The sequence below is a fragment of the Brucella pituitosa genome, assembly GCF_965577835.1.
GTDB classification, from domain to species: Bacteria; Pseudomonadota; Alphaproteobacteria; order Rhizobiales; family Rhizobiaceae; genus Brucella; species Brucella pituitosa.
Map to the genome: position 1 here is coordinate 406,756 of NZ_OZ264092.1, position 25,036 is coordinate 431,791.

Genomic DNA, 25,036 nt, shown 5'->3' on the forward strand with positions numbered 1-25,036 from the left:
GCGATCCGCCGCCCTGTGTGTCGTCGATGACAAGCTGAAAGTCCCTGCCATCTTGAAAAGAATTCGCGGTATTAAGCAGTCTGGAACTGCACATTCCGTTCAGCATTCCCGTGCGCAAAGCATCTTTAGCCTTTTACTGGAAATACCTTACGGGCGCGCCACGGCAATACCATGGCGCGCCTTGATGTTTTTATTCCGCCGCGTCCGGAAGTGCCGGCTGCTGCTCGTCGCGTGTATCGTCCAGCTCAACATTGAGACCGAGCGAACGCATTTCCTTGACAAGAACATTGAAGCTTTCTGGAATGCCAGCTTCGAACGTATCGTCGCCACGAACAATCGCTTCGTAGACCTTGGTACGGCCTGCAACGTCGTCCGACTTGACTGTAAGCATTTCCTGCAGCGTGTAAGCCGCACCATATGCTTCCAGAGCCCAGACCTCCATTTCGCCGAAGCGCTGACCACCGAACTGCGCCTTACCACCGAGCGGCTGCTGGGTGACGAGCGAGTAAGGTCCGATCGAACGAGCATGGATCTTGTCGTCGACCAGGTGGTGGAGCTTCAACATATAGATGTAGCCCATGGTCACCTGACGGTCGAACGGCTCACCCGTACGTCCATCATACAGCGTCGACTGACCCGAGGTCGCAAGACCTGCATCCGTCAACATCGCATTGATGTCAGCTTCCACCGCACCGTCGAATACCGGCGTTGCGATCGACACGCCGCGCTTAACCTGGTTCGCCAGCATCATGACCGAATCATCGTCATAAGAGCGAACCGGCTCGTTGCGGTCGTTGTCCGGATAGATGTGCTCAAGCGTATCGCGCAGCGGCTGAATGTCTGCCGTCTTGCGATAAACGTCGATCAGCTCACCGATCTTCTTGCCCATACCTGCGCAAGCCCAGCCAAGATGGGTTTCCAGAATCTGGCCCACATTCATACGGCTCGGCACGCCAAGCGGGTTAAGAACGATATCGGCATGCGTACCGTCTTCGAGGAACGGCATGTCTTCGACAGGCAGAATGCGGGAAACCACACCCTTATTGCCGTGACGGCCAGCCATCTTATCGCCCGGCTGGATCTTGCGCTTCACAGCGACAAAGACCTTGACCATCTTCATGACGCCTGGAGGCATCTCGTCGCCGCGCTGTACCTTCTCGACCTTATCCATGAAGCGAGCTTCGAGCAGCTTCTTGGATTCATCGTACTGGCCGCGCAGAGCTTCCAGTTCACCCTGCTGCTTTTCGTCTTCAACAGCGAACTGCCACCATTGCGAACGCGGATACTCGGTCATGATTTCGCGAGTAATGGTCGTGCCCTTCTTGAAGCCCTTAGGCCCTGCAGCAGCAACCTTACCGTCGATCATGTCGGCGAGACGTCCGTAAACGTTACGATCCAGGATAGCCTGTTCGTCGTCACGGTCCTTCGCAAGACGTTCGATCTCTTCGCGTTCGATCGCCATTGCGCGTTCGTCTTTTTCAACGCCGTGGCGATTGAAAACGCGAACTTCAACAACGGTACCGTATGTTCCCGGAGGCATACGCATGGAGGTGTCACGAACGTCAGATGCCTTTTCACCGAAGATGGCGCGCAGAAGCTTTTCTTCCGGCGTCATCGGGCTTTCGCCCTTCGGTGTGATCTTGCCGACAAGAATGTCGCCAGGATGCACTTCAGCACCGATGTAAACGATACCAGCTTCGTCGAGGTTCTTCAGTGCTTCTTCCGAAACGTTCGGAATGTCGCGGGTGATTTCCTCAGGTCCGAGCTTCGTGTCGCGAGCAGCAACTTCGAATTCCTCGATATGGATCGAGGTGAAGACGTCTTCCGAAACGATCTTCTCGGAAAGAAGGATCGAATCTTCGTAGTTGTAGCCGTTCCAAGGCATGAACGCGACGAGCACGTTACGGCCAAGAGCCAGATCGCCCAGATCGGTCGACGGACCATCAGCAATGATGTCGCCCTTACCGATAGGATCGCCAACGCGTACAAGCGGACGCTGGTTGATACAGGTCGACTGGTTCGAGCGCTGGAACTTCTGCAGACGATAGATATCAACGCCAGACTTCGACGGATCGAGGTCTTCGGTAGCGCGGATAACGATACGCGTTGCGTCAACCTGATCGACGATACCACCGCGACGAGCGGCAATAGCGGCACCAGAGTCACGCGCAACAACTGCTTCCATACCAGTTCCGACGAACGGTGCTTCTGCACGAACGAGCGGAACAGCCTGACGCTGCATGTTCGAGCCCATGAGAGCGCGGTTCGCATCGTCGTTTTCAAGGAACGGAATAAGCGCTGCAGCAACCGAAACGAGCTGCTTCGGCGAAACGTCCATCAGGTCCACGTTTTCACGCGGAGCCATCATAACTTCGCCAGCGTGACGGCAGATGACGAATTCGTCTACAAAACCACCCTGCTCGTCCAGCTCTACGTTTGCCTGAGCAACCGAGTGCTTCGCTTCTTCCATAGCCGACAGATAAACAACGTCGTTCGTGACCTTGCCATCGACAACTTTACGATACGGGCTTTCAATGAAGCCGTACTTGTTGACGCGGGCAAAGGTTGCAAGCGAGTTGATCAGACCGATATTCGGGCCTTCCGGCGTTTCAATCGGGCAGATACGGCCATAATGCGTTGGATGCACGTCGCGGACTTCGAAGCCAGCGCGCTCACGGGTCAAACCACCAGGTCCAAGAGCCGAAAGACGGCGCTTGTGAGTGATTTCCGAAAGCGGGTTGGTCTGATCCATGAACTGCGACAGCTGCGAGGAGCCGAAGAACTCACGAACAGCCGCTGCAGCAGGCTTCGCGTTGATCAGATCCTGCGGCATGACCGTGTCGATTTCGATCGAGGACATACGTTCCTTGATCGCACGTTCCATGCGCAGAAGACCGACGCGATACTGATTTTCCATCAGCTCGCCGACCGAACGGACACGACGGTTACCGAGATTGTCGATATCGTCGATTTCACCACGGCCATCGCGCAGCTCAACCAGCATCTTGACCACAGCAAGGATGTCTTCCTTGCGCAGAACACGGACAGTGTCTTCTGCATCGAGGTCGAGACGCATGTTCATCTTCACGCGACCAACAGCGGACAGGTCATAGCGTTCCGAATCGAAGAACAGCGAATGGAACATGGCTTCAGCCGAATCCATTGTCGGCGGCTCACCCGGACGCATCACGCGGTAGATGTCGAACAGCGCTTCCTGACGGCTTTCGTTCTTGTCGACAGCCAGCGTGTTGCGGATATACGCACCGATATTGATATGATCAATATCAAGGACGTTGATCTCATCAACACCTGTGTCGAGAAGCGTCTTGAGAACCTTCTCATCAATTTCATCACCGGCTTCGAGATAAATCTCACCCGTTGCGTAATTGACAGTGTCTTCAGCAAGGTAGGAGCCAAAGAGATCATCTTCGGTTGCCTTGATGAACTTGAGGCCCTTTTCAGCAAGCTGCTTCGCGGAGCGAGCAGTCAGCTTCTTGCCTGCTTCGAGAACAACCTCACCTGTGTCGGCATCAATAAGATCAGAAATGATCTTCATGCCCTTGAAGCGTTCTACCGAGTACGGAATGCGCCAGTTATCGCCATCACGCGAATACGTAACGGTGTTGTAGAACGTCGACAGAATTTCTTCGCCGTCCATGCCGAGCGCCATGAGAAGCGTCGTTGCTGGAAGCTTGCGGCGACGATCGATACGCGCATAGACCACGTCCTTGGCATCGAATTCGATGTCAAGCCATGAACCGCGGTAAGGAATGACGCGAGCAGCAAACAGAAGCTTGCCCGAGGAATGCGTCTTGCCCTTGTCGTGATCGAAGAATACGCCCGGCGAGCGGTGCATCTGCGAAACGATAACACGTTCGGTACCATTGACGATGAAGGTGCCGTTGTCCGTCATGAGCGGCATATCGCCCATGTAAACGTCCTGCTCTTTGATGTCCTTGATGGACTTCGCGCCGGTATCTTCATCAATATCGAATACGATCAGACGCAGCGTCACCTTGAGAGGTGCCGAATATGTCAAATCGCGCTGACGGCATTCGTCAACGTCGAACTTCGGTGCATCGAATTCGTAGCGAACGAATTCCAGCATTGAAGCGCCGGAGAAATCCTGAATTGGGAAAACAGACTTGAAAACCGCCTGCAAACCCTCTTCAGAACGCCCGCCAGCTGGTTCCTCAACCATGAGGAACTGGTCGTATGATGCCTTTTGAACCTCAATGAGGTTTGGCATTTCCGCGACCTCGGGGATCTTGCCGAAAAATTTGCGTACGCGCTTGCGACCATTGAAAGAATGGGTCTGAGCCATCGTCGCTCCTCGTTCTATAGCCTTACGGCTTGCTCACGCCTTGCGGCCTTTATCGTGCGCCGCCTTTCGGCGGTCCTTCTAACGGGCTAAAACCCGTTTCCTGAAGGCCCGGTCAGGGCCATCAGGAAAAGGGTTTAAAGTGATCAGAACATTCTCTTAACAATCGTTCTGATTATAATCTGCATGAAGAAAACCTAATTCCGCGCTTTTCGTTTCTTTTCATGCATTTACTCCGGATGCAAGACCCAGAATGAAACCGGCGGACGGAAACCGTCCGCCGGAATACTCGAACTTACTTGAGTTCGACCTTAGCGCCAGCTGCTTCGAGCTGTGCCTTGATCTTCTCAGCTTCGTCCTTGGAAGCGCCTTCCTTGACAGCCTTAGGAGCTGCTTCAACGAGGTCCTTAGCTTCCTTGAGGCCGAGACCGGTGATTGCGCGAACTTCCTTGATCACGTTGATCTTGTTTGCGCCGCCGTCAGCGAGAACGACATCAAATTCGGTCTTTTCTTCAGCAGCAGCAGCAGGAGCAGCGCCAGCAGCAGCAACTGCTACAGGAGCAGCAGCCGAAACGCCCCACTTTTCTTCGAGAAGCTTCGAAAGTTCAGCAGCTTCCAGAACTGTCAGAGCCGAAAGGTCGTCAACGATCTTTGCGAGATCAGCCATTTTGGTATTTCCTTAGTTTAAGGTTTGAACTGTTTGTAATGAGAAACGGCCTTAAGCCGCCTCGTTCTTCCGGGCGTGCGCACCGATAACGCGGGCGATCTGGCCCGCTGGAGCGCTGGTAAGTACTGCAAGACGCTGAGCCGGGGTCTGGATCATTCCAACCAGCTTTGCGCGCAGTTCGTCGAGCGATGGGAGCGAAGCAAGCGACTTTACGCCATCGGCGTTAAGCGTTGTTGCACCCATGGAACCGCCAAGAATAACGAGCTTTTCGTTAGCCTTAGCGAACTCGACGGCTACTTTCGGAGCAGTAATCGGGTCGTCTGCATATGCAACGACCGTCTGACCTGTGAACAGGTCTGCGATACCTTCCGATTCCGTGCCCTGAAGAGCGATTTTGGCAAGGCGGTTTTTCGCGACTTTAACGGTGCCACCAGCATCACGCATCTTGGAACGAAGATCGCTCATCTGCGCAACGGTGAGACCGGTATAGTGGGCCACGACGACCGAACCGGACTCTTTGAAAGCGCCGTTCAGCCACGCGACAAATTCGCGCTTTTCCGCTCTATCCACTGTGTCTCTCCAGTAGACAGGACCAATTGGTCCTGCCGGGTTGCCTTTGCCAGATAAACCTGACGGCTCATCTGACGTTCGAGGATCCTGTCCCCTTCAGCTTCACCCGCAAAACGGACTTCACTCAAAGGCAACTACGGTTCAAACCTCGCATGCACTTTCGTGCGAAACAGGGTTATTCCACGTCTCATGCAGGCCATATGTTTAAGGACTATCACCCGGAGATGATGATCCGCCTGCAATCTCGGACAGGATAACCGGACTTTCGTCCGGCTATCCGGATCTTGCGATCCGGAATTCTTACACTTTCGACCACTCTCGCAGTACCGGTGTGCCACCACTGCCTCCCCTTCAAAGGAAGGCTCAGGCTCCGGCGAACCGGAGCCCAAATAACTTAAGCGACGACCTTAACGGTTGCCGGATCGACCTTGACGCCTACGCCCATGGTCGAGGAAATCGATACGCGCTTGACGTATTCACCCTTTGCAGCCGAAGGCTTAGCCTTGATGACCGCATCAGCAAAGGCCTTGATGTTTTCTTCGAGCTTCTGGCTGTCGAAGGAAACCTTGCCGATACCAGCATGGATGATACCAGCCTTTTCGACGCGGAACTCAACTGCGCCGCCCTTGGAAGCGGTAACTGCAGCTGCAACGTCAACAGTCACGGTGCCAACCTTAGGGTTTGGCATCAGGCCGCGTGGGCCGAGTACCTTACCGAGACGACCAACGAGTGGCATCATGTCGGGAGTGGCAATGCAGCGATCGAAATCGATCTTGCCGCCATTGACGATTTCGAAAAGCTCTTCTGCACCAACGATGTCGGCGCCAGCCTTCTTAGCTTCTTCAGCCTTGTCGCCGCGTGCAAAAACAGCAACGCGAACGGTACGGCCTGTGCCGTTAGGAAGGTTGACAACGCCACGAACCATCTGGTCGGCGTGACGCGGATCAACGCCGAGGTTCATTGCGATTTCGATGGTTTCGTCGAACTTGGCAACTGCACGTTCCTTAACCAGACCGATTGCATCGGACAGGTCGTAGAGCTTGTTGACGTCAACGCCTTCGCGGATCTTAGCTACACGCTTGGAAATCTTTGCCATGGTCTTAGCTCACCACTTCCAGGCCCATCGAACGGGCAGAACCTTCGATCATGCGCATTGCCGCTTCCACGTCAGATGCGTTCAGATCCTTCATCTTAACAAGAGCAATTTCGCGAACTTTATCACGCGCAATTGTGCCTGCCTTTTCCTTGCCAGGTGCCTTGGAACCCGACTTGAGGTTGGCAGCCTTCTTAAGGAAGTAGGTTACCGGAGGAGTCTTCATCACAAAAGTGAAAGACTTGTCCTGATAGTATGTGATCACGACTGGAATCGGCGAACCTTTTTCCAGTTCCTGTGTGGCAGCGTTAAATGCCTTACAGAATTCCATGATGTTGATGCCGCGCTGACCCAGTGCTGGGCCGATCGGAGGCGATGGATTGGCCGCACCTGCTGCTACCTGGAGCTTCAGCTGGCCTGCAATTTTCTTAGCCATTGCATTCTGCCTTCATAAAAATACCGGAAACCGGTGTTCTCGATTAATGCCGGAGATCCGGCTCTCGACTGACGTCAGACGAACTGACTGGCAGTTTGGTGGTGCGAAATCAGCGACCGGCTAAGCCGCCTATCCTTCCACCTTTTCCACTTTTCACAGTGGACACCCTTGCGGGCAAACAATCAGAGCTTATCGACCTGACTGTATTCAAGATCCACAGGCGTAGCACGCCCGAAGATAGAAACCTCAACCTTGAGACGGGCACGCTCATCATCGACTTCCTGAACGATACCGTTGAACGAAGCAAACGGACCATCGGAAACGCGAACGTTTTCACCGATCTCAAAGGTGATCGATGATTTTGGCCGATCAACACCATCCTGAACCTGATTCAGAATCTGATCGACTTCCTTCTGAGAGACCGGAACAGGCTTTGAATCACCAAGGAACCCAGTCACACGCGGCGTATTCTTAATCAAAGAAAACACAGCATCAGTCAGCGTGGCATGCACGAGTACATAACCCGGGAAGAACTTGCGCTCAGCATCAACCTTACGGCCGCGGCGAACTTCAACAACCTTCTCGGTAGGCACAACAATCTGCTCGATCAGGCTGGAAAGGCCTTTCTGAGCAGCTTTAGTTTCAATATCCTCGGCCACCTTCTTTTCGAAGTTGGAATAGGCGTGAACGATGTACCAGCGCGCTGTCATCTCGTAACTCCCCAATCCTGCTTAGCGGCCAAGGCCAAGTATAAATTCTACGCCATAGGCCATAAGCTGATCGGCAAGAAAAAAGAATGCAGCAGCCAGAAACGCCATGACCACCACCATAATCGTGGAGATGATCGTTTCACGCCTTGTAGGCCAGGTCACTTTCGCCGTTTCGGCGCGAACCTGCTGGAAAAAGGTGATCGGATTCGTCTTGGATGCCATCTGCCACTCTGTTTGCTTGGTGAACCACCATCCCTGACCCAAAAGCGAATCAAAAACGGGAACCCACGCGTATACGGTACGCAAAGCTGAAGATTCAGCCCCACGCACCGCGTGTCTGTTGACGTTACATAGAATCGATTCTCAAAAAAAACAAGCCCATTGGTTAAAAGAATACCATACAGGCTTATCGGAGATAACCGATCCTTGCTAAATTCGCTTAACCGACCATTCAATCATGCCCACCCCACCGGCGGCAGCACAATTTTGACGGTAGCGACCATCCCTGCCCGGCCAACAAATTCCGGCAGGAAGTTATCTTCGCCGATCTCGCATCGCTGAACTACGGGCGCATATCGGATGAATGAGCAAAAGCCCATCCAGATAGAATACAGAAAACGAGCGCCCATAGTCAAGCTATGAGCACTCGTTTAAAAATGGCAGGGGCAGCAGGGCTCGAACCCGCGACCTACGGTTTTGGAGACCGTCGCTCTACCAACTGAGCTATACCCCTATGCGGCATCCAGGATGCCAGACTGGCGGCGTTACCGCCAGTCAAATTCATTACTCGATGATCGAAGCGACGATGCCTGCACCGACGGTGCGGCCACCTTCACGGATAGCGAAGCGGAGCTTCTCTTCCATTGCGATCGGGACGATCAGCGTAACGTCAACGGTAACGTTGTCGCCAGGCATAACCATTTCCGTGCCTTCTGGCAGGGTAACAACACCGGTCACGTCAGTCGTACGGAAGTAGAACTGTGGACGGTAGTTGGTGAAGAATGGCGTATGACGGCCACCTTCGTCCTTGGTCAGAATGTATGCTTCTGCCTTGAACTTGGTGTGTGGCTTAACCGAACCTGGCTTGCAGAGAACCTGACCACGTTCAACGTCGTCACGGCCTACACCGCGAACCAGTGCGCCGATGTTGTCGCCAGCCTGGCCCTGATCGAGCAGCTTGCGGAACATTTCAACGCCGGTAACAGTCGTCTTGCCGGTGGCCTTGATGCCAACGATTTCGACTTCTTCGCCAACCTTGACGATACCGCGCTCAACACGACCGGTAACAACAGTACCACGACCCGAGATCGAGAACACGTCTTCGATTGGCATCAGGAATGGCTGGTCGATCGGACGTTCTGGCGTTGGGATATAATCGTCAACAGCAGACATCAGGTTGCGGATTGCGTCTTCGCCGAGTTCCTTCGAAGAATCTTCCAGAGCAGCAAGAGCCGAACCCTTGATGATTGGAACTTCGTCGCCTGGGAAGTCGTACTTCGAAAGCAGTTCGCGAACTTCGAGTTCTACGAGCTCGAGAAGTTCAGCATCGTCAACCTGATCGCACTTGTTCAGGAACACGACGATCGCAGGAACGCCAACCTGACGAGCGAGCAGGATGTGCTCACGGGTCTGTGGCATCGGGCCGTCAGCTGCCGAAACAACCAGGATCGCGCCGTCCATCTGTGCAGCACCGGTGATCATGTTCTTAACATAGTCAGCGTGGCCTGGGCAGTCGACGTGTGCATAGTGACGAGCTGCAGTTTCATATTCAACGTGTGCCGTCGAAATGGTGATACCGCGAGCGCGTTCTTCCGGTGCAGCATCGATCTGGTCGTATGCCTTGAATTCACCGAAGAACTTCGTGATTGCTGCTGTCAGCGACGTCTTGCCATGGTCAACGTGACCAATCGTGCCGATGTTTACGTGGGGCTTATTACGTTCAAACTTGCTTTTTGCCATCGCCGTTGTTCTCTTTGTTCTAGAACCGCTCGAGCGCCAGCACGAAAATCCATCAGACTTTCAGGCCGACATTTATGCCAAAACGGAACGGCGAACCGCCCGTCGATGATTCCTTACACGCCTATCCGCTCTTGAAAACTGGAGCGGGTAACGGGAATCGAACCCGTGTATTCAGCTTGGAAGGCTGCTGCTCTACCATTGAGCTATACCCGCATACTCTAAACTCTGATCCGACAGTGGTGGAGGAAGTTGGATTTGAACCAACGTAGGCTTAGCCAACGGATTTACAGTCCGTCCCCTTTAACCGCTCGGGCATTCCTCCTAATATCACTATCAGCAGAGTCGAGTAACTAGGCATTTTCTGCAGAATGTCTGGTTGGCTGTTGAGCCCGCCGTCGTTCTGCGAGGGGGCTTATGCCGATATGCGCTCCTCCTGTCAACAGGGTAAAAGTGAAAAGAATGCATATCCTTCCAATAGTTGCAGGTGGCGACTTATCGAGGTTTCGGCGGAACCGCCGGAAATCAGGGCTTATAGCCGGTTGAGCATCAAAATTTCAGGGTTCATTTAACTGCTATCCAGCTATCTTCCCTGCTGTGGACAGGATATAAGCGCCCCATGAACGATCAAAATTCTCCCCGTACCCCAAAAGATTCTCACTATGCGCGTCTGCGTCGCGAACATCGCGATCACAAGGCCGTGTCGGAAGGCAAAGCTCCGCATAAGCCGCAGCGTGCTCCGATTCCTGCAGGTCGTGTAGCGGAAGGAACAGTCCGTCTTTACGGCCTGCACACCGTACGCGCTGCAGTAGAGAATCCCGCGCGCAAGATTCTGCGCATGCGCGCCACACGCAACGGCTTCGCTCGCCTCGAAATTGGTGAAGCGGAAGCTCTGCCCTTCCCTGTTGAAATCGTCGAACCGAAAGATATCGACAAAGAGACAGGCTCGGATGCCGTGCATCAGGGTGTCATGATCGAAGCGCAGCCGCTTCGCCCCAAAAAACTATCGGAACTGAAAGAAAGCCCGCTATTGCTGGTTCTCGATCAGGTAACCGATCCGCATAATGTCGGCGCTATCATTCGTTCGGCAGTGGCTTTTGGTGCAGGCGCACTGATTACAACGAGCCGCCATAGCCCGCAGGAAAGTGGCGTTCTGGCGAAAGCTGCGTCCGGTGCGCTTGAACTGATTCCCCATATCGAAGTGCGCAATCTGGCTGAAGCAATCGAAGAGCTTCACTCCCTCGGCTTCATGACCATTGGTCTTGATTCGGAAGGTCCGCAGGAAATGGAATCGACACTGACCGGTGATCGGGTAGCCATTGTTCTCGGTGCTGAAGGCAAGGGATTGCGTCAGAAGACCCGCGAAACAGTGACTGCTTTGGCACGGCTCGACATGCCGGGCGAGATCAAATCACTCAACGTCTCGAACGCGGCGGCGATTTCGCTTTACGCTGCTGAGCGTTATCTGCGTGCGCGTCGTCCTTCGTAAAGAATCAGCTCAACTCCAACATCTGGAGCGTTTCATTCGCTCCAGATAATGATTCGTCGCTCTGACGTTTCCCAACGCACATCTTTTCCGAAAACGGCTGATGCTTTCCAGGATGCGCGTTTAATCACGCAGTCGCAATATAGGTGCGAATATCTTCCGCCTCGCGCTCCACATCCTCGATGCGTCGTTTCACAACGTCACCAATCGAAATGATTCCCGCGAGCTTCCCGTTTTCTTCCACCGGCATATGACGGAAGCGATTATGCGTCATGATCTCCATTACCTGGTTAATCGTATGATGCTCGCGGCAAACTTGCACTTTGGACGTCATAAATTCAGAAACCGGACGTGCCCCGATTCCTGTATCCAGCGCTGCCAATGCCCGAACAACATCGCGCTCGGAAAGAATGCCTTTGATGTGCCCTGCCTCATCGCAGGCCACAATCGCACCGATTTTATATTGGACGAGAATGGCAATGGCGTGTGAAAGCGTATCATCAGGTTTGATGACAACGACATCCCTGCCCTTGTTTTCGAGAATCGATCTAACGGTCATGCCAAAATCCCTCCCAAGGTTCAGCAATCAATCTTGCGGCTCTGCCGCATGATTCTACAGCATCGGCCCAAAAATCGGAATCGATTTTTGGAAAGCACGATGCGTAGATTCAATAGTTTAGAGCGTCCGTGTGTAGCGCCCAAGACGGCGCACGGCGCTCTAACGCAGCTCCTCCAGCTGTGTTCCCAAGATGGTGCGCTTTCAATGCCTGCTTTGCAAGCGGACTAAATAGGGAGGGATCAGGTCAGCGCCTTATGACTGCGTCATAGCTGCGCGGCTTATCCAGCAGTGAAATGCCAAAGAACCCGGCAATAAATCCGCCAATATGGGCTTCCCAGGCGATACCCGACAAATCAGCCCCGCCAGTGGAATACAATCCCGTAAAGATATTGATCAGAAACCATATACCCACGAAGGTCAGTACAGGCTTTAATGTCAGCGTAAGGCCAATCGGTAAAACCGGTCCCGCAAATTCAGATCGGCGTCCAGCACCAACGCGGCGGAAACCGTAACGCGCAGCAGCGCCCATCATGCCGGAAATAGCCCCGGAAGCCCCGACAAGGGGCGTCACGCTTTCGGGATAAATGGCATAATGCGTCAGTCCCGCAATCACCGATGTCAAAATCCAGAAAATGATCATTCGTCCGGTGCCAATACGTCCCGCCAGTGGGGAACCGAAAGCGGCGAACCAGATCATGTTGACCGCTATATGGGCAAATCCACCGTGCATGAAAGAGTAACTGATGAGCGTGAACAGTGCCGCCGGATCCGAAAAGCCGCCCGCCAATGAGAACCGCGCTGGAATCAAAGCGAAGTTCAGCATGAACTCATAGTTCTGCTGCTCGCTGATAATATAGTTCTGATAAATATAAACGCCCGCACAAATTGCCATCAGCGCAAGAATGACGCTCGGTATGTTGAATATCGGCTCACCACCGCCCGGCCGTCTCGAATCATTGGCATTTCTGCGCATTTCAGGCTGAGGCGTATTCATAAATTGCCGCTTTCCATCTGCTAGAGCGCATCCCGAAAAGTGTGAAACGCTTTTCGGAACAAGATGCGCGGAAACACAAAGATATAGAGCACTTCCAATGACTCAACTTAAACTGGAAATGTTCCAGAGACCGGGTGCGCCGATTGCACACCCCAGAGATAAGGATTCTTGATAAGTGACAATTCGTTAAAAATAAAGGCCGCCGGAGGGTCCCGCACGGCCTTGTCGCAAATGTCTGATATTTGCGAGACAAAATCTGGAGATCAGGAAAAAGCCAACCAAGACAATGGCTTCTTCTGATAACTCATCAAACTGCTATAAAAGAAAATTTGCAACTATTACTTCTTATTAACCTTAACAAGCACGTGTCGTGGATGAATAAAGGGTTAAGCTGGCATCCCGTCTGTTAATACTATTTTAATGCGCGGACCGACGGGCACTGCCCGCAAATTCAGATGAACGGCCAGAGAGCAACAAGCAGCGCACAATGAAAAACCGCAGCACGATCGCAATCTTCAGCGAATGGCAGCGACTGGCTTTGGGTCAGAGCGGCAGCTTGTTTGCACCGCAGCGCGAATCGATCCAGCCGCGTAAACTCGGACGTCACCTGTCCGATCTGTTCTTTCTTGAAGAAGACCAGAACGGCGAGCTGATCTTTCGTCTTGCTGGCACCCGCATCTGTGCTCTGTTCGGGCGTGAACTGAAGACCACCCGTTTCCTGTCCCTTTGGCCAGAGCGCAACCGCCCTGCCCTGAATGAACTGGCGCGAAACATCAATTCTCATCTGGTTCCTGCATTGAGCCAGAATGATGGAATAAGCCTTTCCGGGCGCAGCCTGTCTTTTGAAATGCTGCTCGCTCCACTCGAATCAGGCGAAGACGGAAGGCTCAATCTGCTTGGCAGTATCTCTGTGCTCAATGACGTCGCCTGGGCCGGTGCTGATCCGCTGGTGCTCGGTAACCTCAACAGAATTGAACCGCTGGCCCCTGATCTTGTCGTGACACAGGAAATCCGCAAGCCTTCGATTGTCACCATGAACGGGGCGAACGCCGCAAACAGCACCCGTCGCTGGGCCACACCTGTGCCAACTCGCGATATGCCCGCTCTTCGCGTCATTCCCGGCGGCAAAGCCTGAACCGGCTTTCAGTGGCATATTTTAAAAGGTAAACGCGCACTAAGGTTACGGATTGGCAAATTGAGTTAAGAGCCATATTGGGCATCAAAACGCCATAAATCGTGCTATTATGGCTCTTATTGCGCTATTTCTGAACAAAACATTGCTGAATTTCGTGCAGTTTTATTCAAATTAGATTCGCATTTTCGCGTCTGAATTTCCCCGCTCTCAAAGTCTTGCACGCATTCTTGTTTCCAACAGGGAGACAAAAAGAATGACAAAGCAGACGATCATCGCAGCAATGCTGATCCTTCTGGGAACAGCTTTCGCACAAGCCGCAAACCCGGCATCAAACTCGCATTGGATGCCAACTGGCGAACGCACTTCGCAGCCAATCGGGCATTACGAGTTTTGCGAACGTCATGCAGCCGAGTGCAAAATCAGCAGCACCAACAGTGCGCCTCTGACACTTAATCAGAAAGTCTGGCAGGAAATTGTCGCCGTTAATGCCAGCGTAAACGAACGGATCGCGCCGCGTACCGACATGGAAGTCTGGGGAAAAGAAGAATATTGGGAATACCCAACCACTGCTGGCGATTGCGATGACTATATGCTGCTCAAGCGCCGCGAATTGATAGCCCTCGGCGTTCCTGCCAACACGCTGTTGATGACCGTTGTTCGTCAGTCAAATGGTGAAGGGCATGCGGTTCTGACTCTGCGTACGGATCGCGGCGATTTCATTCTCGACAATCTCGATAAGCGTGTGCGCATCTGGAACGAAACCGACTACACATTCCTGAAGCGCCAATCGACGACCAATACCGGCGCATGGGTATCGATCAAAAATGGTCGCGATCAGTTTGTAAGCAGCATTCGCAACTGATTTCGACAAATCTGGAGCATTTCCAGCAAAAGTGCGAAGCGGTTTTGCGTCGGATAATTCGAAAAAACAAAGAGATAGAGCATTTCCAATGATTCAAGAAAAACAGGAAATGCTCTAATGAAGAAAAGGACGGGTCGTCATTCCCCGTCTCTTTTTATGCGGGTTCCAAACCACGCATAAAAGACTGCCCCTTCTCAACATAATGCTGCGCAGACAGTTTCAATTTCTCAATCGCCGAAGAATCAAGTTCGCGAATGACGCGCGCAGGCGATCCGACGATCAGCGAATTATCCGGAAACTCTTTACCTTCCGTCACAAGTGCGCCGGCGCCAATCAGGCAATTGTTCCCGATCTTTGCCCCATTGAGAATAATTGCACCCATGCCAATCAGTGTGTTTTCGCCAATCGTGCAGCCATGCAGGATAGCACGGTGGCCGATGGTGCAGCCTTTGCCAATCGTAAGCGGAAAGCCAATATCGGTATGCATGATGGTATGTTCCTGCACATTGGTGTTCGCACCAACTGTGATCGGCTCATTATCGCCGCGCAGAACAGCTCCAAACCAGAAACTCGCATTCACTCCAATCACAAGCTTGCCAATCAGCGTTGCATCTGGAGCGATCCAATTGCTGGCACGATCAGCAAATTCCGGCTGGTGACCATTGTACACGTAAATTGGCATGAGCTTTCCTCCATCACAAAGTCTCGAAACAAGATGCGTTATTTATCGTGGGAACGGAATGCGGCTTTCAGACAAGAGATCGCCGCAATCAGAAAGATAGCGCCCGCTAATAATTTGAAACCGACGAGCGTTGAAAAGAATCCCCAATCGTCCGGCCAGCGATAGGTGCTGCGCAGTCGCCCCATCTGGGACGAGACTGTCATTTTGCCGGTCGATATGTTGTGAAATGCGCTACGGATCAGAAAATACGCCACCAACGCGCCTAATATCGTGCTTGCCCACAGCGAGCTCCTTGAAAAAGCTCGCATTTCCCCAAGAGGTCGGTTCTCAGGGTCAGGCTCTACTTCGCGCGTTTCGCGCTTGCGTATGTCGAGCCAGGAAGGAAGCCGCTTGTCGCCATCGCCTTGCGTCATGGTCAAGGATAATCACAGATTTCATAGCCGCTGCTTTCCGCTTCGACCGCCGCCTTTATCCAGTAAAAGACATTTCCGTCGCCCTTGAGTTTGCCCTGACACAGAGCAACAACATTGCCCTGCCCGGCTGGTGCTTTTGTCGCGCAGGATGCCTTCCAGCTTGCGAAGCGTTCAATGGAGCCATCAACAATTTCTGGAAAGCCAAAATAGATTTTGCTCATTTTCTGAGCCAGTTCCGGGCACGTTCCATCATCATCAATTGTTTGCGCTACAGCTGAGAATGTAGCGCAGCTCAAACATAGCGCCACAACTGTAATATGGCTCGCAAACGAACGTGTCATGATTTCTCCCGCCATGCATTCAATCAGTTGTTTTTTAGAGAAGGCGTCAGGGACCATCAAGCCAATAAAAAACGCCCTCCCTGTAAAGCAGGAAGGGCGTTCTTGTTCATCGCAACGGATCTCAGAGATCGACGTCGAGAATAGCCATCGAGAAATTATAGGACAGTTCGCCTTCGTCCTCATCCTTGTAGACAAGACCCAGGAACTCGTCTTCCAAATACACCTCAGCGGAATCGTTCTTGCGTGGACGCGCCTTCACCTGAAGGCCCGGATTGTTGAAAGTCCGCTTGAAATAGGCGTCGAGTTTCTTGAGTTCTTCGGGTTTCAACCGGCTTCTCCTGATATTGATTTGAGGCCGGTTTAATGCACCCGCCCTTATGCGATGTAAAGCATTAACACATGCGTTGATGCACGCACGCGCGAATAGTTCTGAACCGTTAAAGCATTTCCAGCAAAAGTGGGAACCGGCTTTGCGCTGGATAATGCTTAAACCAGATAGCGAGACTCAGTTTCAACGATTCACTCATAACTGGTACCGCTCTAAGCGTCATATAGGCCGTCCAAAATAAAAAACCAGAACGCGGCACTATTCGCGTTTTTTAGAGCGATAAGACGATCAGATGCCTTCTCCGAACATGTGTTCACCGAACGCAGCTTCACTCAACATCTGATCCATGACACGCGAAGGCTCAGAGCAACCACTTTCACCGACCACCTTCGCAGGCACACCTGCTACAGTAGCATTATGTGGAACCGATTTCAGCACAACAGAGCCTGCCGCAATCTTTGAGCAGTTCCCCACTTCGATATTGCCAAGAATTTTGGCACCTGCACCGATCAGCACACCGTGACGGATTTTTGGATGGCGATCACCACTGGCTTTGCCGGTGCCGCCAAGGGTCACACCATGCAGGATGGAGACGTTGTCTTCGATCACTGCTGTCTCGCCGACCACAAGCCCGGTGGCATGATCGAGGAACAATCCACTGCCGAACTGTGCAGCTGGGTGAATGTCCGTCTGAAAAATAGACGATGAACGGCTTTGCAGATAATAGGCAAAGTCCTTACGCCCTTCATTATAAAGCCAATGCGCCAGACGATGGGTCTGAATCGCATGAAAACCCTTAAGATAAAGAACAGGGTCCATGAAACGGTTATAGGCCGGGTCGCGATCGTAAACCGCCTGAATATCCACCCGTACGATATGAGACCATTCCGGGTTTGCCTCCAACATTGCATCGAATGTCTGGCGCAGAATATCTGCGCTCACGTCAGCATGTCCCAGACGCTCCGCAATACGATGCATCACGGCATCTTCCAGTGTCGACTGGTTGATAATCGTTGCATAAAGAAACGTTCCAAGCACGGGATCGTTCTTGGCTGCTTCTTCCGCTTCAGCGCGGACGGAATGCCAGATCGGATCAACCTGCCCCAAAGATGGGGATACTTTCGCGTTCGTACGAACCGACATTATGCACGCTCCAATTTTTCTAAACGCGACGTGAGTTCAGCGAACAACATATCGCAAAATACCGTGCCTTTACACCGCATAAATCTTATAGCTGCGTTTCGCGTAACTGAATGAAATCCAGTTCGTGCGAACTCAAAGAGGATTTTCCTCCAGAAAGGCCAAAACGCCTTTCTTGTAAACCTTATCACCGACTGCCAACATATGATCGCGGTCAGGAATATCGAGTGCCTGGCCATTTGGCAGCATGTCTGCCAGTTCCTGTGCACTTCCTGCAATATCGTCAGTTGTACCGACGGCGACAAGGACCGGCTGCATTATGCGCGCAATTGCCTCGGCAGAAACCAGTTCCTTGGAGGTAATGACGCAAGCGGCCAGCGCTATAAGATCACTTTTGGTCTGATCAGCAAATTTACGGAACATCAGTCCACGTGGATGCGTAATCGTCGACGGATCTTCAGCAAGCAATGCTTCTCCAATCGGCTCCCAATCACCCGCACCTGTCACCATTCCGATGCCAAGACCACCAAATACAGCACTACGAACACGATCAGAATGTTCGATTGTAAGAAACGCGCTGATACGCGCTCCCATCGAATATCCCATCACATGCGCTTTTTCGATACCCAGATGATCAAGCAGCGCTGCGGCATCACCAGCCATGGCGCTCGGCGTATAATCATCGGCATTGTGACTTTTCGCAGAAAAACCATGTCCACGATTATCGATCGCAATCACACGATAGCCAGCTTCGGTCAGTGTCCGGAACCAACCGGGCGACACCCAATTGACAAGGCTTGAGGACGCGAAACCGTGAATGAGCAGGATCGGATCGCCTTCTCCGTCTTGACGATACGCAAGGCGCAAACCATCATGTTCGAAATATTCGATATCGAGCGCACTCAATTTTGTATTCCTTTTGATTTTTCAGACTGTGGGTTTTTGACAGATCAGTTGCGACACTCGCCACAAATTGCTCTGTGGATCGCTCTGTCACCACGCTTGATTCCGGTCCGCTTAACAGTACCGGCAAGAAGTTCAACGACGTAAGCCGCCGGACCTTGCGAAGAAATAATGTCTTCCGAAAACGGGACCGCGTTTTCATGAATTGCAGATACGTGACCTGTGTCATCAAGGAAAACCATATCCAGCGGCGAAGGCGTGTTCTGCATCCACATCATAACACTGCGCATTTCACCGAATACAAAGAGCATGGCTCTATCCTTTGGGAAGTCCGTGCGCCACATCAGCCCGCGCATACGCGCTTCATCAGTCGCAGCAACTTCCAATCCAAATGAAACTTTGCCATTCGATGTTGTGAAAGTGAGCGGTTCTTTGTCCATTGGCAAAAGCATGGGCTTGGTTTCCTGCGCCTGGGCGGAAAACGCAAAGAAAATAAATGCAAATGCGAAAAGAATGCGACCCATTACCTGCTCTTGTCCTGCGTGCTCGCGTTGAATGCCCTATAGCATTTCCAGCAAAAGCGCGAAGCGTTTTGCATAAGGTAAATAGTTCTAGCGGTTTCAACGATTCAGTCTTGATTGGGACCGCTATAAGGCGGGCAATCACGAATGGTGCGTTTGAGCGGCGGAGACTATCAACGGGAGCTTAATGCGGCAAGGCCCAGTCACTGCATTGTCACTGGCATCACCGGCTTGTGAGATCCTCGCAAAGAACCAAATCAGTGCGAAACAGGAATCGCCGTACCGATATCCGGATGGATTTCAGCGGCCATAAGGCCTTTGTCCCCGTTGCCGAAGCGAATGAGGACGACCTGACCGGGGCGTAGTTCCATCATTCCGAAACGGCGTAGCGTTTCCATATGAATGAAAATATCCTCAGTGCCCTCGCCGCGCGTCAAAAAGCCAAAGCCCTTGGTGCGGTTGAACCACTTGACGATAACTCGTTCCAGACCGCTGGACGGCGTAACGGTAACATGGGTGCGCTGCGGCGGCATCTGCGCTGGATGCACAGCAGTCGATGTATCCATGGAGAGAACACGAAAGCATTGCATGCCTCGGTCACCATTGCGAACTTCACAAACAATACGCGCACCTTCGAGGGCAGTCTGGAAGCCATCGCGACGAAGTGTGGTCACATGTAGCAGAATATCAGAAAAACCAGGCTGGTCAGGAACGATAAAACCATAGCCTTTTGCAACGTCGAACCATTTAATATGGCCCGAAAGCTCAACGAGTTCGCCAATCTCTTCTGAGGAGGCCTGACTGCGAAACTGGTCATTTGACACAGATTTGTCTGCCATGCGCTCGTCCCTCCTCTTTGTGTTCCGTTGCGATTCTGACCTGATTCTTGCTCAAAGAATAACACTTCCTTAACCGTAGGCGGCAAGCCCTATCTTTTGTTGAATTGAAGATGACCACAGGCTTTATGCGTTCATCGTTAATTCCTAAATTTCTCAATCAGAAACTGGTCTGTCGAAAACATAAGGCAGCATGATCATTCGACAACTTGTTTACTTGCGTTTTTACGACGGCCACTTATCCACGATAACAGCTCTTTAAAGCGGTCACGGAAAACGCACTGAACCATTCTTTTGGGAAAGTGTTAAGTTCTGTAACCGGCCTATCTGCAAAACAGGAGAAGACTATGCGCTATCTGCACACGATGGTTAGAGTTCGCGATATTGATGAATCTCTGGACTTTTACGTGAACAAATTCGGCCTTGAAGAAATTCGTCGTACCGAAAACGAAAAAGGCCGTTTCACGCTGATTTTCCTTGCTGCTCCAGCGGATAAGGACAAAGCGCAAGCAGAACGCGCGCCGGAACTGGAACTTACTTATAACTGGGACCCTGAAACCTATAGTGGCGGTCGTAATTTCGGCCATCTCGCCTACGCGGTTGATGATATCTATGAGGCTTGTCAGAAACTGAAAGATGCAGGCGTCACCATCAACCGGCCACCACGCGATGGCCACATGGCTTTCATCAAGTCGCCTGACGGAATTTCCATCGAGCTGATCCAGAAGGGCGAGCGCCTTGCCCCACAGGAGCCATGGGCTTCAGCCGAGAATATCGGCAGCTGGTAATTACGAAAAAGGCCCGGTCTTTCGACCGGGCCTTTTCTTTGCAATAGTTAAGTTTATTCGGTGCCCTGAATGGCTGCGAGCAACCAATCCCCACCGTCAACGCGAGTGAATGTCCAGACTTCGACGCTTTCAACCGGCTCATCAGGATTGCCTTCGACGACTGCACCTGTGTTGCGGTCGAGCATAACGTCGATAGCCGAGTAGCGGATGGCGACAGTCGCATATTCGACATTGCCTTCACGCCATGCTTCGGAAACATCGCCCTGAAGTAGCTTTACGTCCTTGACTTCATTACGCATACCGCTGGAAGCAATCTCGCCCAGCTCTTCAGCAAGGTAAGACATGGCTTCTGGAGTTGCGAGCTTGCGAAGGGCTGCATAATCCTCGCGGCCATAAGCGGTCTGGATTTCCGAAAGCATTTGTTCGAAACGGTCGAGCTCTTCCTGACCGACATCCATTGGCTCTTCTTCAACGACAGGGGCTGCCGGAGTTTCAGCTTGTTTGGCCTCAAATGGATTAACCGAAGGGGTACGGCTGCCGAAGCCTGCCTGTGGTGCTGCACTCTTCGCAGCGCCAAAAGGCTGCGCACCAGTGTTGCCCGCACCTGCCGCTGCCGTCTGACGACGGTTAGCAAACATGCGCATAACGAACATCGCAATCAACGCAATGACGGCAACCTGCAGAAGAAGACCAAACATACCGGCAAGACCACCAAGGCCATTACCGAGCATCATGCCAATCAAACCACCGACAAGCAGGCCACCAAGCATGGAGCGGCCGAAATTGCCGAACATACCGCCCGAACGCTGTGCAGCCGCCGCATTCTGAGCACCAGCTGCTGGGCGATTAGCCTGCGTGTTGGTGCCTGTGTTCGGCGTCATTGAACGTTCCATCGGAGCCGCATTGTTTGGCGCGGTACGTGTCGGCGCTGGCGCCTGATAAGTACGCGCACCACGGCTACCAAAACCGCCCCCGCCAGCACGGCGAGCCTCGGCGAAATCAACAGCGGCAAAAGAGGCTATAAGCCCAAGGACCATTGCAGCGGTCAGTTTGGTCAGGCGGTTTCCGGAACCCGGCATAAGTATCTCCCAATAGAGTAATCACAGATTATTTTATTCCGTGATCATATGGGAATTCACCCCCCACTTTCACAAGAGCGTGAAGACAAAAAAGTTGAGAAAATTCAAATAGGCACAGCCGCATCCAGAATCTGAATCTGAGGCGTCACCGAACCATTCCAGTGATTGAGCGACAGATTGCCAACCACGTGTACGCTCTGGCCGATATTATTGAACAAAAAGCGCCCTAAATCGCCCTCCGCCGCCCGGAATGCTATGGCATTGACGCGTTTGCCGTCTGCACCACGCAAAGCAACACGAACATGATCACGTCCTACGCCACGCACATCTGCCAGCACATGATGTGGCAATGCCAACACCGGCTGCGGATGCGCCGACCCGAAAGGCCCTGCCTTCTGCAACGATTCATAAAGCGAGACTGTTGCCCCTGAAGCGGCAACCGCACCGTCGATGGAAAGACTCTGATTTTGACGCAGCCGTGAGACGATATCCGCAGATTCTTCTTCCAGAAACGCCCGAAGCGCACCAAGTTTGCCGCGCTCAATGGTAATCCCCGCCGCCATGGCATGACCGCCACCCTTGATCAACAATCCCTTATCGACAGCATTGCGAACAAGCCTGCCGAGATCGAATCCTGTGATCGAGCGTCCCGAACCAGAGCCAGTTCCGTTGGCGTTGAAGGCGATGGCAAAAGCCGGACGACGTGCCTTTTCCTTAAGGCGCGAGGCGAGGAGTCCAACAATACCGGGATGCCAATGGTCACTCGCGGTCACGATTACGGAAGCACCCGCCCCGCCGGAAATCTCCAGCGAAGCCTCCGCTTCTGCCTCCATCAGCATTTCGGCTTCCATCGCCTGCCGTTCCTGATTGAGCCGGTCGAGCTCAACAGCAATCGGGTCAGCAGCAGTAGAATCATCAAGTGTCAGCAGGCGGGCGCCCAGTCCTGCATCACCAATACGGCCACCCGCATTGATACGCGGACCGATCAGATAACCGAGATGAAAAACGTTGAGCGGTTCGCCAATGCGCGAAACACGACCAAGCGCTGCAAGCCCTGCATTGCTTTGACTGCGCGCTACCAGCAGGCCCTTGACCACAAAGGCACGGTTGACGCCTTTAAGCGGCACCACATCACAAACCGTTGCAAGTGCGACCAGATCGAGCATACCGAGCAGATCCGGTCCTGCACCTTTTCCACGTTCACGCAGAATTTTGGTGACCTGAACAAGCGTCAGGAAAACAACGCCTGCCGCACAAAGGTGCTCCTGCTGTGAAATGTCGTCTTCGCGGTTGGGATTGACGATTGCCACCGCATCATCCGGCAGGTCACCGCCAACCTGATGGTGATCAAGGACCACAACATCGGCACCGGCGTCTTTCGCAGCGGTGATTGACGGTGCGCTATTAGTACCGCAATCGACCGTCACAATCAGCGAAGCACCCTTTGCGACCAGTTCGCGCATGGCATCTGGATTAGGCCCATAGCCTTCAAAAATGCGATCCGGGATATAGATCGAATGCGCGATGCCGTAATGTTTCAGAAAACGCGCCATCAAAGCGGATGAGCATGCCCCATCCACATCGTAGTCACCAAAAATCGCTACAGTTTCGCGACGCATGATAGCATCGGCAATCCGGTTGGCCGCCTTATCCATATCAGTCAGCGTTGCCGGATCTGGCATCAGATTGCGCAAGCTTGGATCGATGAATTCCGGCGCACCTTCTACCGTCACACCACGTCCGGCAAGCACGCGCGATACCAGATCAGAAATACCGTGATGCTGGGCTATCGCCAATGCTGTGTTAGCCTCGCGCGGACCAAGACGGTCCATCCACTTTTGGCCAGTGACAGAATTCCGGATACCAAGAAAAAAGCGTTCTGTTGTCATGGTTTCTTAAAGACACAAAAGGCGGCATTTTTGCAATGCCGCCTTTGTTCATTACGCTTTTCGTAATCTTAAAATTTTGAAAGGTCCTGATGGCGCGCTTTAATCTCACGAACAGTCTGTGAGCTTGAGCGCATGACGATTGTATGCGTCTGGATATAGTCACGAGCGAACTTGACGCCGGAAAGCATATTGCCATCGGTTACGCCGGTTGCTGCGAACAACACGTCGCCCTTTGCCATTTCTTCCATCGTATAAATCTTTTTAGGGTCCGAAATGCCCATCTTGGCAGCACGTGCAATCTTCTCATCAGAATTGAGCTGAAGACGGCCCTGCATCTGGCCGCCAATGCAACGCAGTGCTGCAGCGGCCAGCACGCCCTCTGGCGCCCCGCCAATACCGATGTAAATGTCGATGCCGGTTTCATCCGGGTTGGTCGTGTGCATCACACCTGCAACGTCGCCATCGCCGATCAGCCGAATGGAAGCGCCGGTTGCCCGCACTTCTTCAATCAGACGCGCGTGGCGCGGGCGATCCATGATGCAGGCCGTAATTTCATGCGGCTTCACGCCCTTTGCCTTGGCAATAGCATGGATGTTGTCAGTCGGCGTTGCATCGAGATCGACGACGCCCCTAGGATAGCCCGGACCAACCGCAATCTTTTCCATGTAAACATCTGGCGCGTAGAGCAGATTGCCTTTTTCGGCGATGGCAATAACAGCCAGCGAATTCGGCAGGTTCTTGGCGCAGATTGTCGTGCCTTCCAGCGGATCGAGAGCGATATCAACGTCCGGCCCCTGTTTGGTGCCGACTTCTTCGCCGATATAAAGCATCGGCGCTTCATCGCGTTCGCCTTCACCGATCACGACCGTGCCAGCAATCGGAAGGCGATTCAGTTCCTGACGCATGGCATCAACGGCAGCCTGATCAGCAGCCATTTCATCGCCACGTCCACGAAGGCGTGCTGCAGCCACTGCCGCGCGTTCAGCCACACGAACGAGTTCCAGTGTGAGAATGCGATCCAGTCCGTGCGGTTGCTGTTCTGCAGTCTTGGCCATGTGAACAAAGTCCTGAATTCGAATTACGTTGATGCGTTCGTATAACGCCAGTGTCGCTGCTTATAGCGACATTATGCAAATCTTTTGTCAAAGTCCCCGGTTCTCTGCAAGAGAAAGAGGTTCCTGCAACAGAAAGAACGGTAAAAATATTTTGCTCTCAAGCTCTTAATCGATTTAGCTCTACACGCTTGGTTTCATGTCCTGATCGGGCGTGAACCAACACACCCGATAAATGTTACCAGAAAGCGCGAAAGCAACCAGAAGAATTACCT

25 protein-coding genes and 3 tRNA genes are annotated in these 25,036 nt (G+C 52.7%); 4 read left to right on the forward strand and 24 right to left on the reverse strand.

The genetic code is table 11. From position 1 onward, the window contains the following. Positions 1-190: 190 nt before the first annotated feature. From rpoB to ACSME1_RS02030, 11 genes are all read right to left on the reverse strand, one after another. A complete protein-coding gene (gene rpoB, locus ACSME1_RS01980; RefSeq protein WP_105534491.1) occupies positions 191-4,324 on the reverse strand; it encodes a DNA-directed RNA polymerase subunit beta in 4,134 nt (1,377 codons plus the stop codon). Between the two features lie 292 nt (positions 4,325-4,616). Further along, a complete protein-coding gene (gene rplL / locus ACSME1_RS01985; RefSeq protein ID WP_024898616.1) occupies positions 4,617-4,988 on the reverse strand; it encodes a 50S ribosomal protein L7/L12 in 372 nt (123 codons plus the stop codon). Between the two features lie 51 nt (positions 4,989-5,039). Next, positions 5,040-5,558: a 50S ribosomal protein L10 gene (gene rplJ, locus ACSME1_RS01990; RefSeq protein WP_024898617.1), complete on the reverse strand. Its 519-nt coding sequence runs from the start codon at positions 5,556-5,558 to the stop codon at positions 5,040-5,042. 394 nt (positions 5,559-5,952) lie between these two features. Next, positions 5,953-6,654: a 50S ribosomal protein L1 gene (rplA, locus tag ACSME1_RS01995; RefSeq protein ID WP_024898618.1), complete on the reverse strand. Its 702-nt coding sequence runs from the start codon at positions 6,652-6,654 to the stop codon at positions 5,953-5,955. A 4-nt stretch (positions 6,655-6,658) separates the two neighbouring features. Beyond that, complete coding sequence (rplK, locus tag ACSME1_RS02000; protein ID WP_007875441.1) at positions 6,659-7,087, reverse strand: 50S ribosomal protein L11; 429 nt, start codon at positions 7,085-7,087, stop codon at positions 6,659-6,661. 182 nt (positions 7,088-7,269) lie between these two features. After that, a complete protein-coding gene (gene nusG / locus ACSME1_RS02005) occupies positions 7,270-7,797 on the reverse strand; it encodes a transcription termination/antitermination protein NusG (RefSeq protein WP_024898619.1) in 528 nt (175 codons plus the stop codon). Between the two features lie 21 nt (positions 7,798-7,818). Next, positions 7,819-8,019 carry a preprotein translocase subunit SecE gene (secE, locus tag ACSME1_RS02010; protein WP_024898620.1) on the reverse strand — a complete coding sequence of 67 codons (201 nt, stop codon included), beginning with the start codon at positions 8,017-8,019 and terminating at the stop codon, positions 7,819-7,821. Positions 8,020-8,454: 435 nt separating this feature from the next. After that, positions 8,455-8,530, reverse strand: a tRNA-Trp gene (locus ACSME1_RS02015). 50 nt (positions 8,531-8,580) lie between these two features. After that, entirely contained in the window at positions 8,581-9,756 is a 1,176-nt protein-coding gene (gene tuf / locus ACSME1_RS02020) for an elongation factor Tu (protein ID WP_100558855.1), read from the reverse strand. Positions 9,757-9,895: 139 nt separating this feature from the next. Beyond that, positions 9,896-9,969: transfer RNA gene (locus tag ACSME1_RS02025), tRNA-Gly, on the reverse strand. A gap of 24 nt (positions 9,970-9,993) precedes the next feature. Continuing rightward, positions 9,994-10,078: transfer RNA gene (locus ACSME1_RS02030), tRNA-Tyr, on the reverse strand. A gap of 294 nt (positions 10,079-10,372) precedes the next feature. On the opposite strand from ACSME1_RS02030, the gene rlmB reads away from it, so the two are divergent. Then, a complete protein-coding gene (gene rlmB / locus ACSME1_RS02035; protein ID WP_100558854.1) occupies positions 10,373-11,242 on the forward strand; it encodes a 23S rRNA (guanosine(2251)-2'-O)-methyltransferase RlmB in 870 nt (289 codons plus the stop codon). Positions 11,243-11,366: 124 nt separating this feature from the next. On the opposite strand, the gene ACSME1_RS02040 is transcribed toward rlmB, so the two are convergent. Both ACSME1_RS02040 and ACSME1_RS02045 read right to left on the reverse strand, forming a co-directional pair. Next, positions 11,367-11,798: a CBS domain-containing protein gene (locus tag ACSME1_RS02040; RefSeq protein WP_024899058.1), complete on the reverse strand. Its 432-nt coding sequence runs from the start codon at positions 11,796-11,798 to the stop codon at positions 11,367-11,369. 244 nt (positions 11,799-12,042) lie between these two features. Continuing rightward, the gene (locus ACSME1_RS02045) at positions 12,043-12,792 is read right to left on the reverse strand and encodes a rhomboid family intramembrane serine protease (RefSeq protein ID WP_024899057.1); all 750 of its coding nucleotides are present in this window, start codon (positions 12,790-12,792) and stop codon (positions 12,043-12,045) included. 487 nt (positions 12,793-13,279) lie between these two features. Between ACSME1_RS02045 and ACSME1_RS02050 the strand changes: the two genes are divergently transcribed. After that, the gene (locus ACSME1_RS02050) at positions 13,280-13,927 is read left to right on the forward strand and encodes a PAS domain-containing protein (protein ID WP_024899056.1); all 648 of its coding nucleotides are present in this window, start codon (positions 13,280-13,282) and stop codon (positions 13,925-13,927) included. A gap of 253 nt (positions 13,928-14,180) precedes the next feature. Beyond that, the gene (locus ACSME1_RS02055) at positions 14,181-14,789 is read left to right on the forward strand and encodes a transglutaminase-like cysteine peptidase (RefSeq protein ID WP_024899055.1); all 609 of its coding nucleotides are present in this window, start codon (positions 14,181-14,183) and stop codon (positions 14,787-14,789) included. Positions 14,790-14,943: 154 nt separating this feature from the next. Here ACSME1_RS02055 and ACSME1_RS02060 read toward each other — a convergent pair whose 3' ends face one another. From ACSME1_RS02060 to ACSME1_RS02095, 8 genes are all read right to left on the reverse strand, one after another. Continuing rightward, entirely contained in the window at positions 14,944-15,471 is a 528-nt protein-coding gene (locus ACSME1_RS02060; protein ID WP_024899054.1) for a gamma carbonic anhydrase family protein, read from the reverse strand. Positions 15,472-15,509: 38 nt separating this feature from the next. Beyond that, positions 15,510-15,890 carry a hypothetical protein gene (locus tag ACSME1_RS02065; protein WP_146111740.1) on the reverse strand — a complete coding sequence of 127 codons (381 nt, stop codon included), beginning with the start codon at positions 15,888-15,890 and terminating at the stop codon, positions 15,510-15,512. Then, complete coding sequence (locus tag ACSME1_RS02070; protein WP_024899052.1) at positions 15,887-16,225, reverse strand: hypothetical protein; 339 nt, start codon at positions 16,223-16,225, stop codon at positions 15,887-15,889. Before ACSME1_RS02070 ends, ACSME1_RS02065 begins: the two co-directional genes overlap by 4 nt. A gap of 121 nt (positions 16,226-16,346) precedes the next feature. Continuing rightward, entirely contained in the window at positions 16,347-16,553 is a 207-nt protein-coding gene (locus ACSME1_RS02075; protein WP_024899051.1) for a DUF3126 family protein, read from the reverse strand. 288 nt (positions 16,554-16,841) lie between these two features. Continuing rightward, positions 16,842-17,696, reverse strand: coding sequence for a serine O-acetyltransferase (gene cysE, locus ACSME1_RS02080; RefSeq protein ID WP_024899050.1), 855 nt, complete (start codon positions 17,694-17,696; stop codon positions 16,842-16,844). A gap of 132 nt (positions 17,697-17,828) precedes the next feature. Next, positions 17,829-18,599: an alpha/beta fold hydrolase gene (locus ACSME1_RS02085; RefSeq protein ID WP_105705831.1), complete on the reverse strand. Its 771-nt coding sequence runs from the start codon at positions 18,597-18,599 to the stop codon at positions 17,829-17,831. A 44-nt stretch (positions 18,600-18,643) separates the two neighbouring features. Beyond that, on the reverse strand, positions 18,644-19,120 hold the full coding sequence (locus tag ACSME1_RS02090) for a DUF192 domain-containing protein (protein WP_024899048.1): 477 nt from the start codon (positions 19,118-19,120) through the stop codon (positions 18,644-18,646). Positions 19,121-19,374: 254 nt separating this feature from the next. Next, the gene (locus ACSME1_RS02095; RefSeq protein ID WP_024899047.1) at positions 19,375-19,956 is read right to left on the reverse strand and encodes a cold-shock protein; all 582 of its coding nucleotides are present in this window, start codon (positions 19,954-19,956) and stop codon (positions 19,375-19,377) included. A gap of 344 nt (positions 19,957-20,300) precedes the next feature. On the opposite strand from ACSME1_RS02095, the gene gloA reads away from it, so the two are divergent. Then, positions 20,301-20,741, forward strand: coding sequence for a lactoylglutathione lyase (gloA, locus tag ACSME1_RS02100; RefSeq protein WP_024899046.1), 441 nt, complete (start codon positions 20,301-20,303; stop codon positions 20,739-20,741). Between the two features lie 53 nt (positions 20,742-20,794). Here gloA and ACSME1_RS02105 read toward each other — a convergent pair whose 3' ends face one another. From ACSME1_RS02105 to glpX, 3 genes are all read right to left on the reverse strand, one after another. Continuing rightward, positions 20,795-21,820 carry a Tim44 domain-containing protein gene (locus ACSME1_RS02105; RefSeq protein WP_024899045.1) on the reverse strand — a complete coding sequence of 342 codons (1,026 nt, stop codon included), beginning with the start codon at positions 21,818-21,820 and terminating at the stop codon, positions 20,795-20,797. A 104-nt stretch (positions 21,821-21,924) separates the two neighbouring features. Further along, the gene (recJ, locus tag ACSME1_RS02110) at positions 21,925-23,709 is read right to left on the reverse strand and encodes a single-stranded-DNA-specific exonuclease RecJ (protein WP_024899044.1); all 1,785 of its coding nucleotides are present in this window, start codon (positions 23,707-23,709) and stop codon (positions 21,925-21,927) included. A 68-nt stretch (positions 23,710-23,777) separates the two neighbouring features. Beyond that, positions 23,778-24,764 carry a class II fructose-bisphosphatase gene (gene glpX, locus ACSME1_RS02115; protein ID WP_024899043.1) on the reverse strand — a complete coding sequence of 329 codons (987 nt, stop codon included), beginning with the start codon at positions 24,762-24,764 and terminating at the stop codon, positions 23,778-23,780. Positions 24,765-25,036: the final 272 nt, after the last annotated feature.

Bases quoted from the DNA above. Each gene is read 5' to 3' on its own strand.
- rpoB (WP_105534491.1), bottom strand. From the start codon at position 4,324: ATGGCTCAGACCCATTCTTTCAATGGTCGCAAGCGCGTACGCAAATTT.
- rplL (WP_024898616.1), bottom strand. From the start codon at position 4,988: ATGGCTGATCTCGCAAAGATCGTTGACGACCTTTCGGCTCTGACAGTT.
- rplA (WP_024898618.1), bottom strand. From the start codon at position 6,654: ATGGCAAAGATTTCCAAGCGTGTAGCTAAGATCCGCGAAGGCGTTGAC.
- rplK (WP_007875441.1), bottom strand. From the start codon at position 7,087: ATGGCTAAGAAAATTGCAGGCCAGCTGAAGCTCCAGGTAGCAGCAGGT.
- nusG (WP_024898619.1), bottom strand. From the start codon at position 7,797: ATGACAGCGCGCTGGTACATCGTTCACGCCTATTCCAACTTCGAAAAG.
- secE (WP_024898620.1), bottom strand. From the start codon at position 8,019: ATGGCATCCAAGACGAATCCGATCACCTTTTTCCAGCAGGTTCGCGCC.
- tuf (WP_100558855.1), bottom strand. From the start codon at position 9,756: ATGGCAAAAAGCAAGTTTGAACGTAATAAGCCCCACGTAAACATCGGC.
- rlmB (WP_100558854.1), top strand. From the start codon at position 10,373: ATGAACGATCAAAATTCTCCCCGTACCCCAAAAGATTCTCACTATGCG.
- ACSME1_RS02040 (WP_024899058.1), bottom strand. From the start codon at position 11,798: ATGACCGTTAGATCGATTCTCGAAAACAAGGGCAGGGATGTCGTTGTC.
- ACSME1_RS02045 (WP_024899057.1), bottom strand. From the start codon at position 12,792: ATGAATACGCCTCAGCCTGAAATGCGCAGAAATGCCAATGATTCGAGA.
- ACSME1_RS02050 (WP_024899056.1), top strand. From the start codon at position 13,280: ATGAAAAACCGCAGCACGATCGCAATCTTCAGCGAATGGCAGCGACTG.
- ACSME1_RS02055 (WP_024899055.1), top strand. From the start codon at position 14,181: ATGACAAAGCAGACGATCATCGCAGCAATGCTGATCCTTCTGGGAACA.
- ACSME1_RS02060 (WP_024899054.1), bottom strand. From the start codon at position 15,471: ATGCCAATTTACGTGTACAATGGTCACCAGCCGGAATTTGCTGATCGT.
- ACSME1_RS02070 (WP_024899052.1), bottom strand. From the start codon at position 16,225: ATGACACGTTCGTTTGCGAGCCATATTACAGTTGTGGCGCTATGTTTG.
- cysE (WP_024899050.1), bottom strand. From the start codon at position 17,696: ATGTCGGTTCGTACGAACGCGAAAGTATCCCCATCTTTGGGGCAGGTT.
- ACSME1_RS02090 (WP_024899048.1), bottom strand. From the start codon at position 19,120: ATGGGTCGCATTCTTTTCGCATTTGCATTTATTTTCTTTGCGTTTTCC.
- ACSME1_RS02095 (WP_024899047.1), bottom strand. From the start codon at position 19,956: ATGGCAGACAAATCTGTGTCAAATGACCAGTTTCGCAGTCAGGCCTCC.
- gloA (WP_024899046.1), top strand. From the start codon at position 20,301: ATGCGCTATCTGCACACGATGGTTAGAGTTCGCGATATTGATGAATCT.
- ACSME1_RS02105 (WP_024899045.1), bottom strand. From the start codon at position 21,820: ATGCCGGGTTCCGGAAACCGCCTGACCAAACTGACCGCTGCAATGGTC.
- recJ (WP_024899044.1), bottom strand. From the start codon at position 23,709: ATGACAACAGAACGCTTTTTTCTTGGTATCCGGAATTCTGTCACTGGC.
- glpX (WP_024899043.1), bottom strand. From the start codon at position 24,764: ATGGCCAAGACTGCAGAACAGCAACCGCACGGACTGGATCGCATTCTC.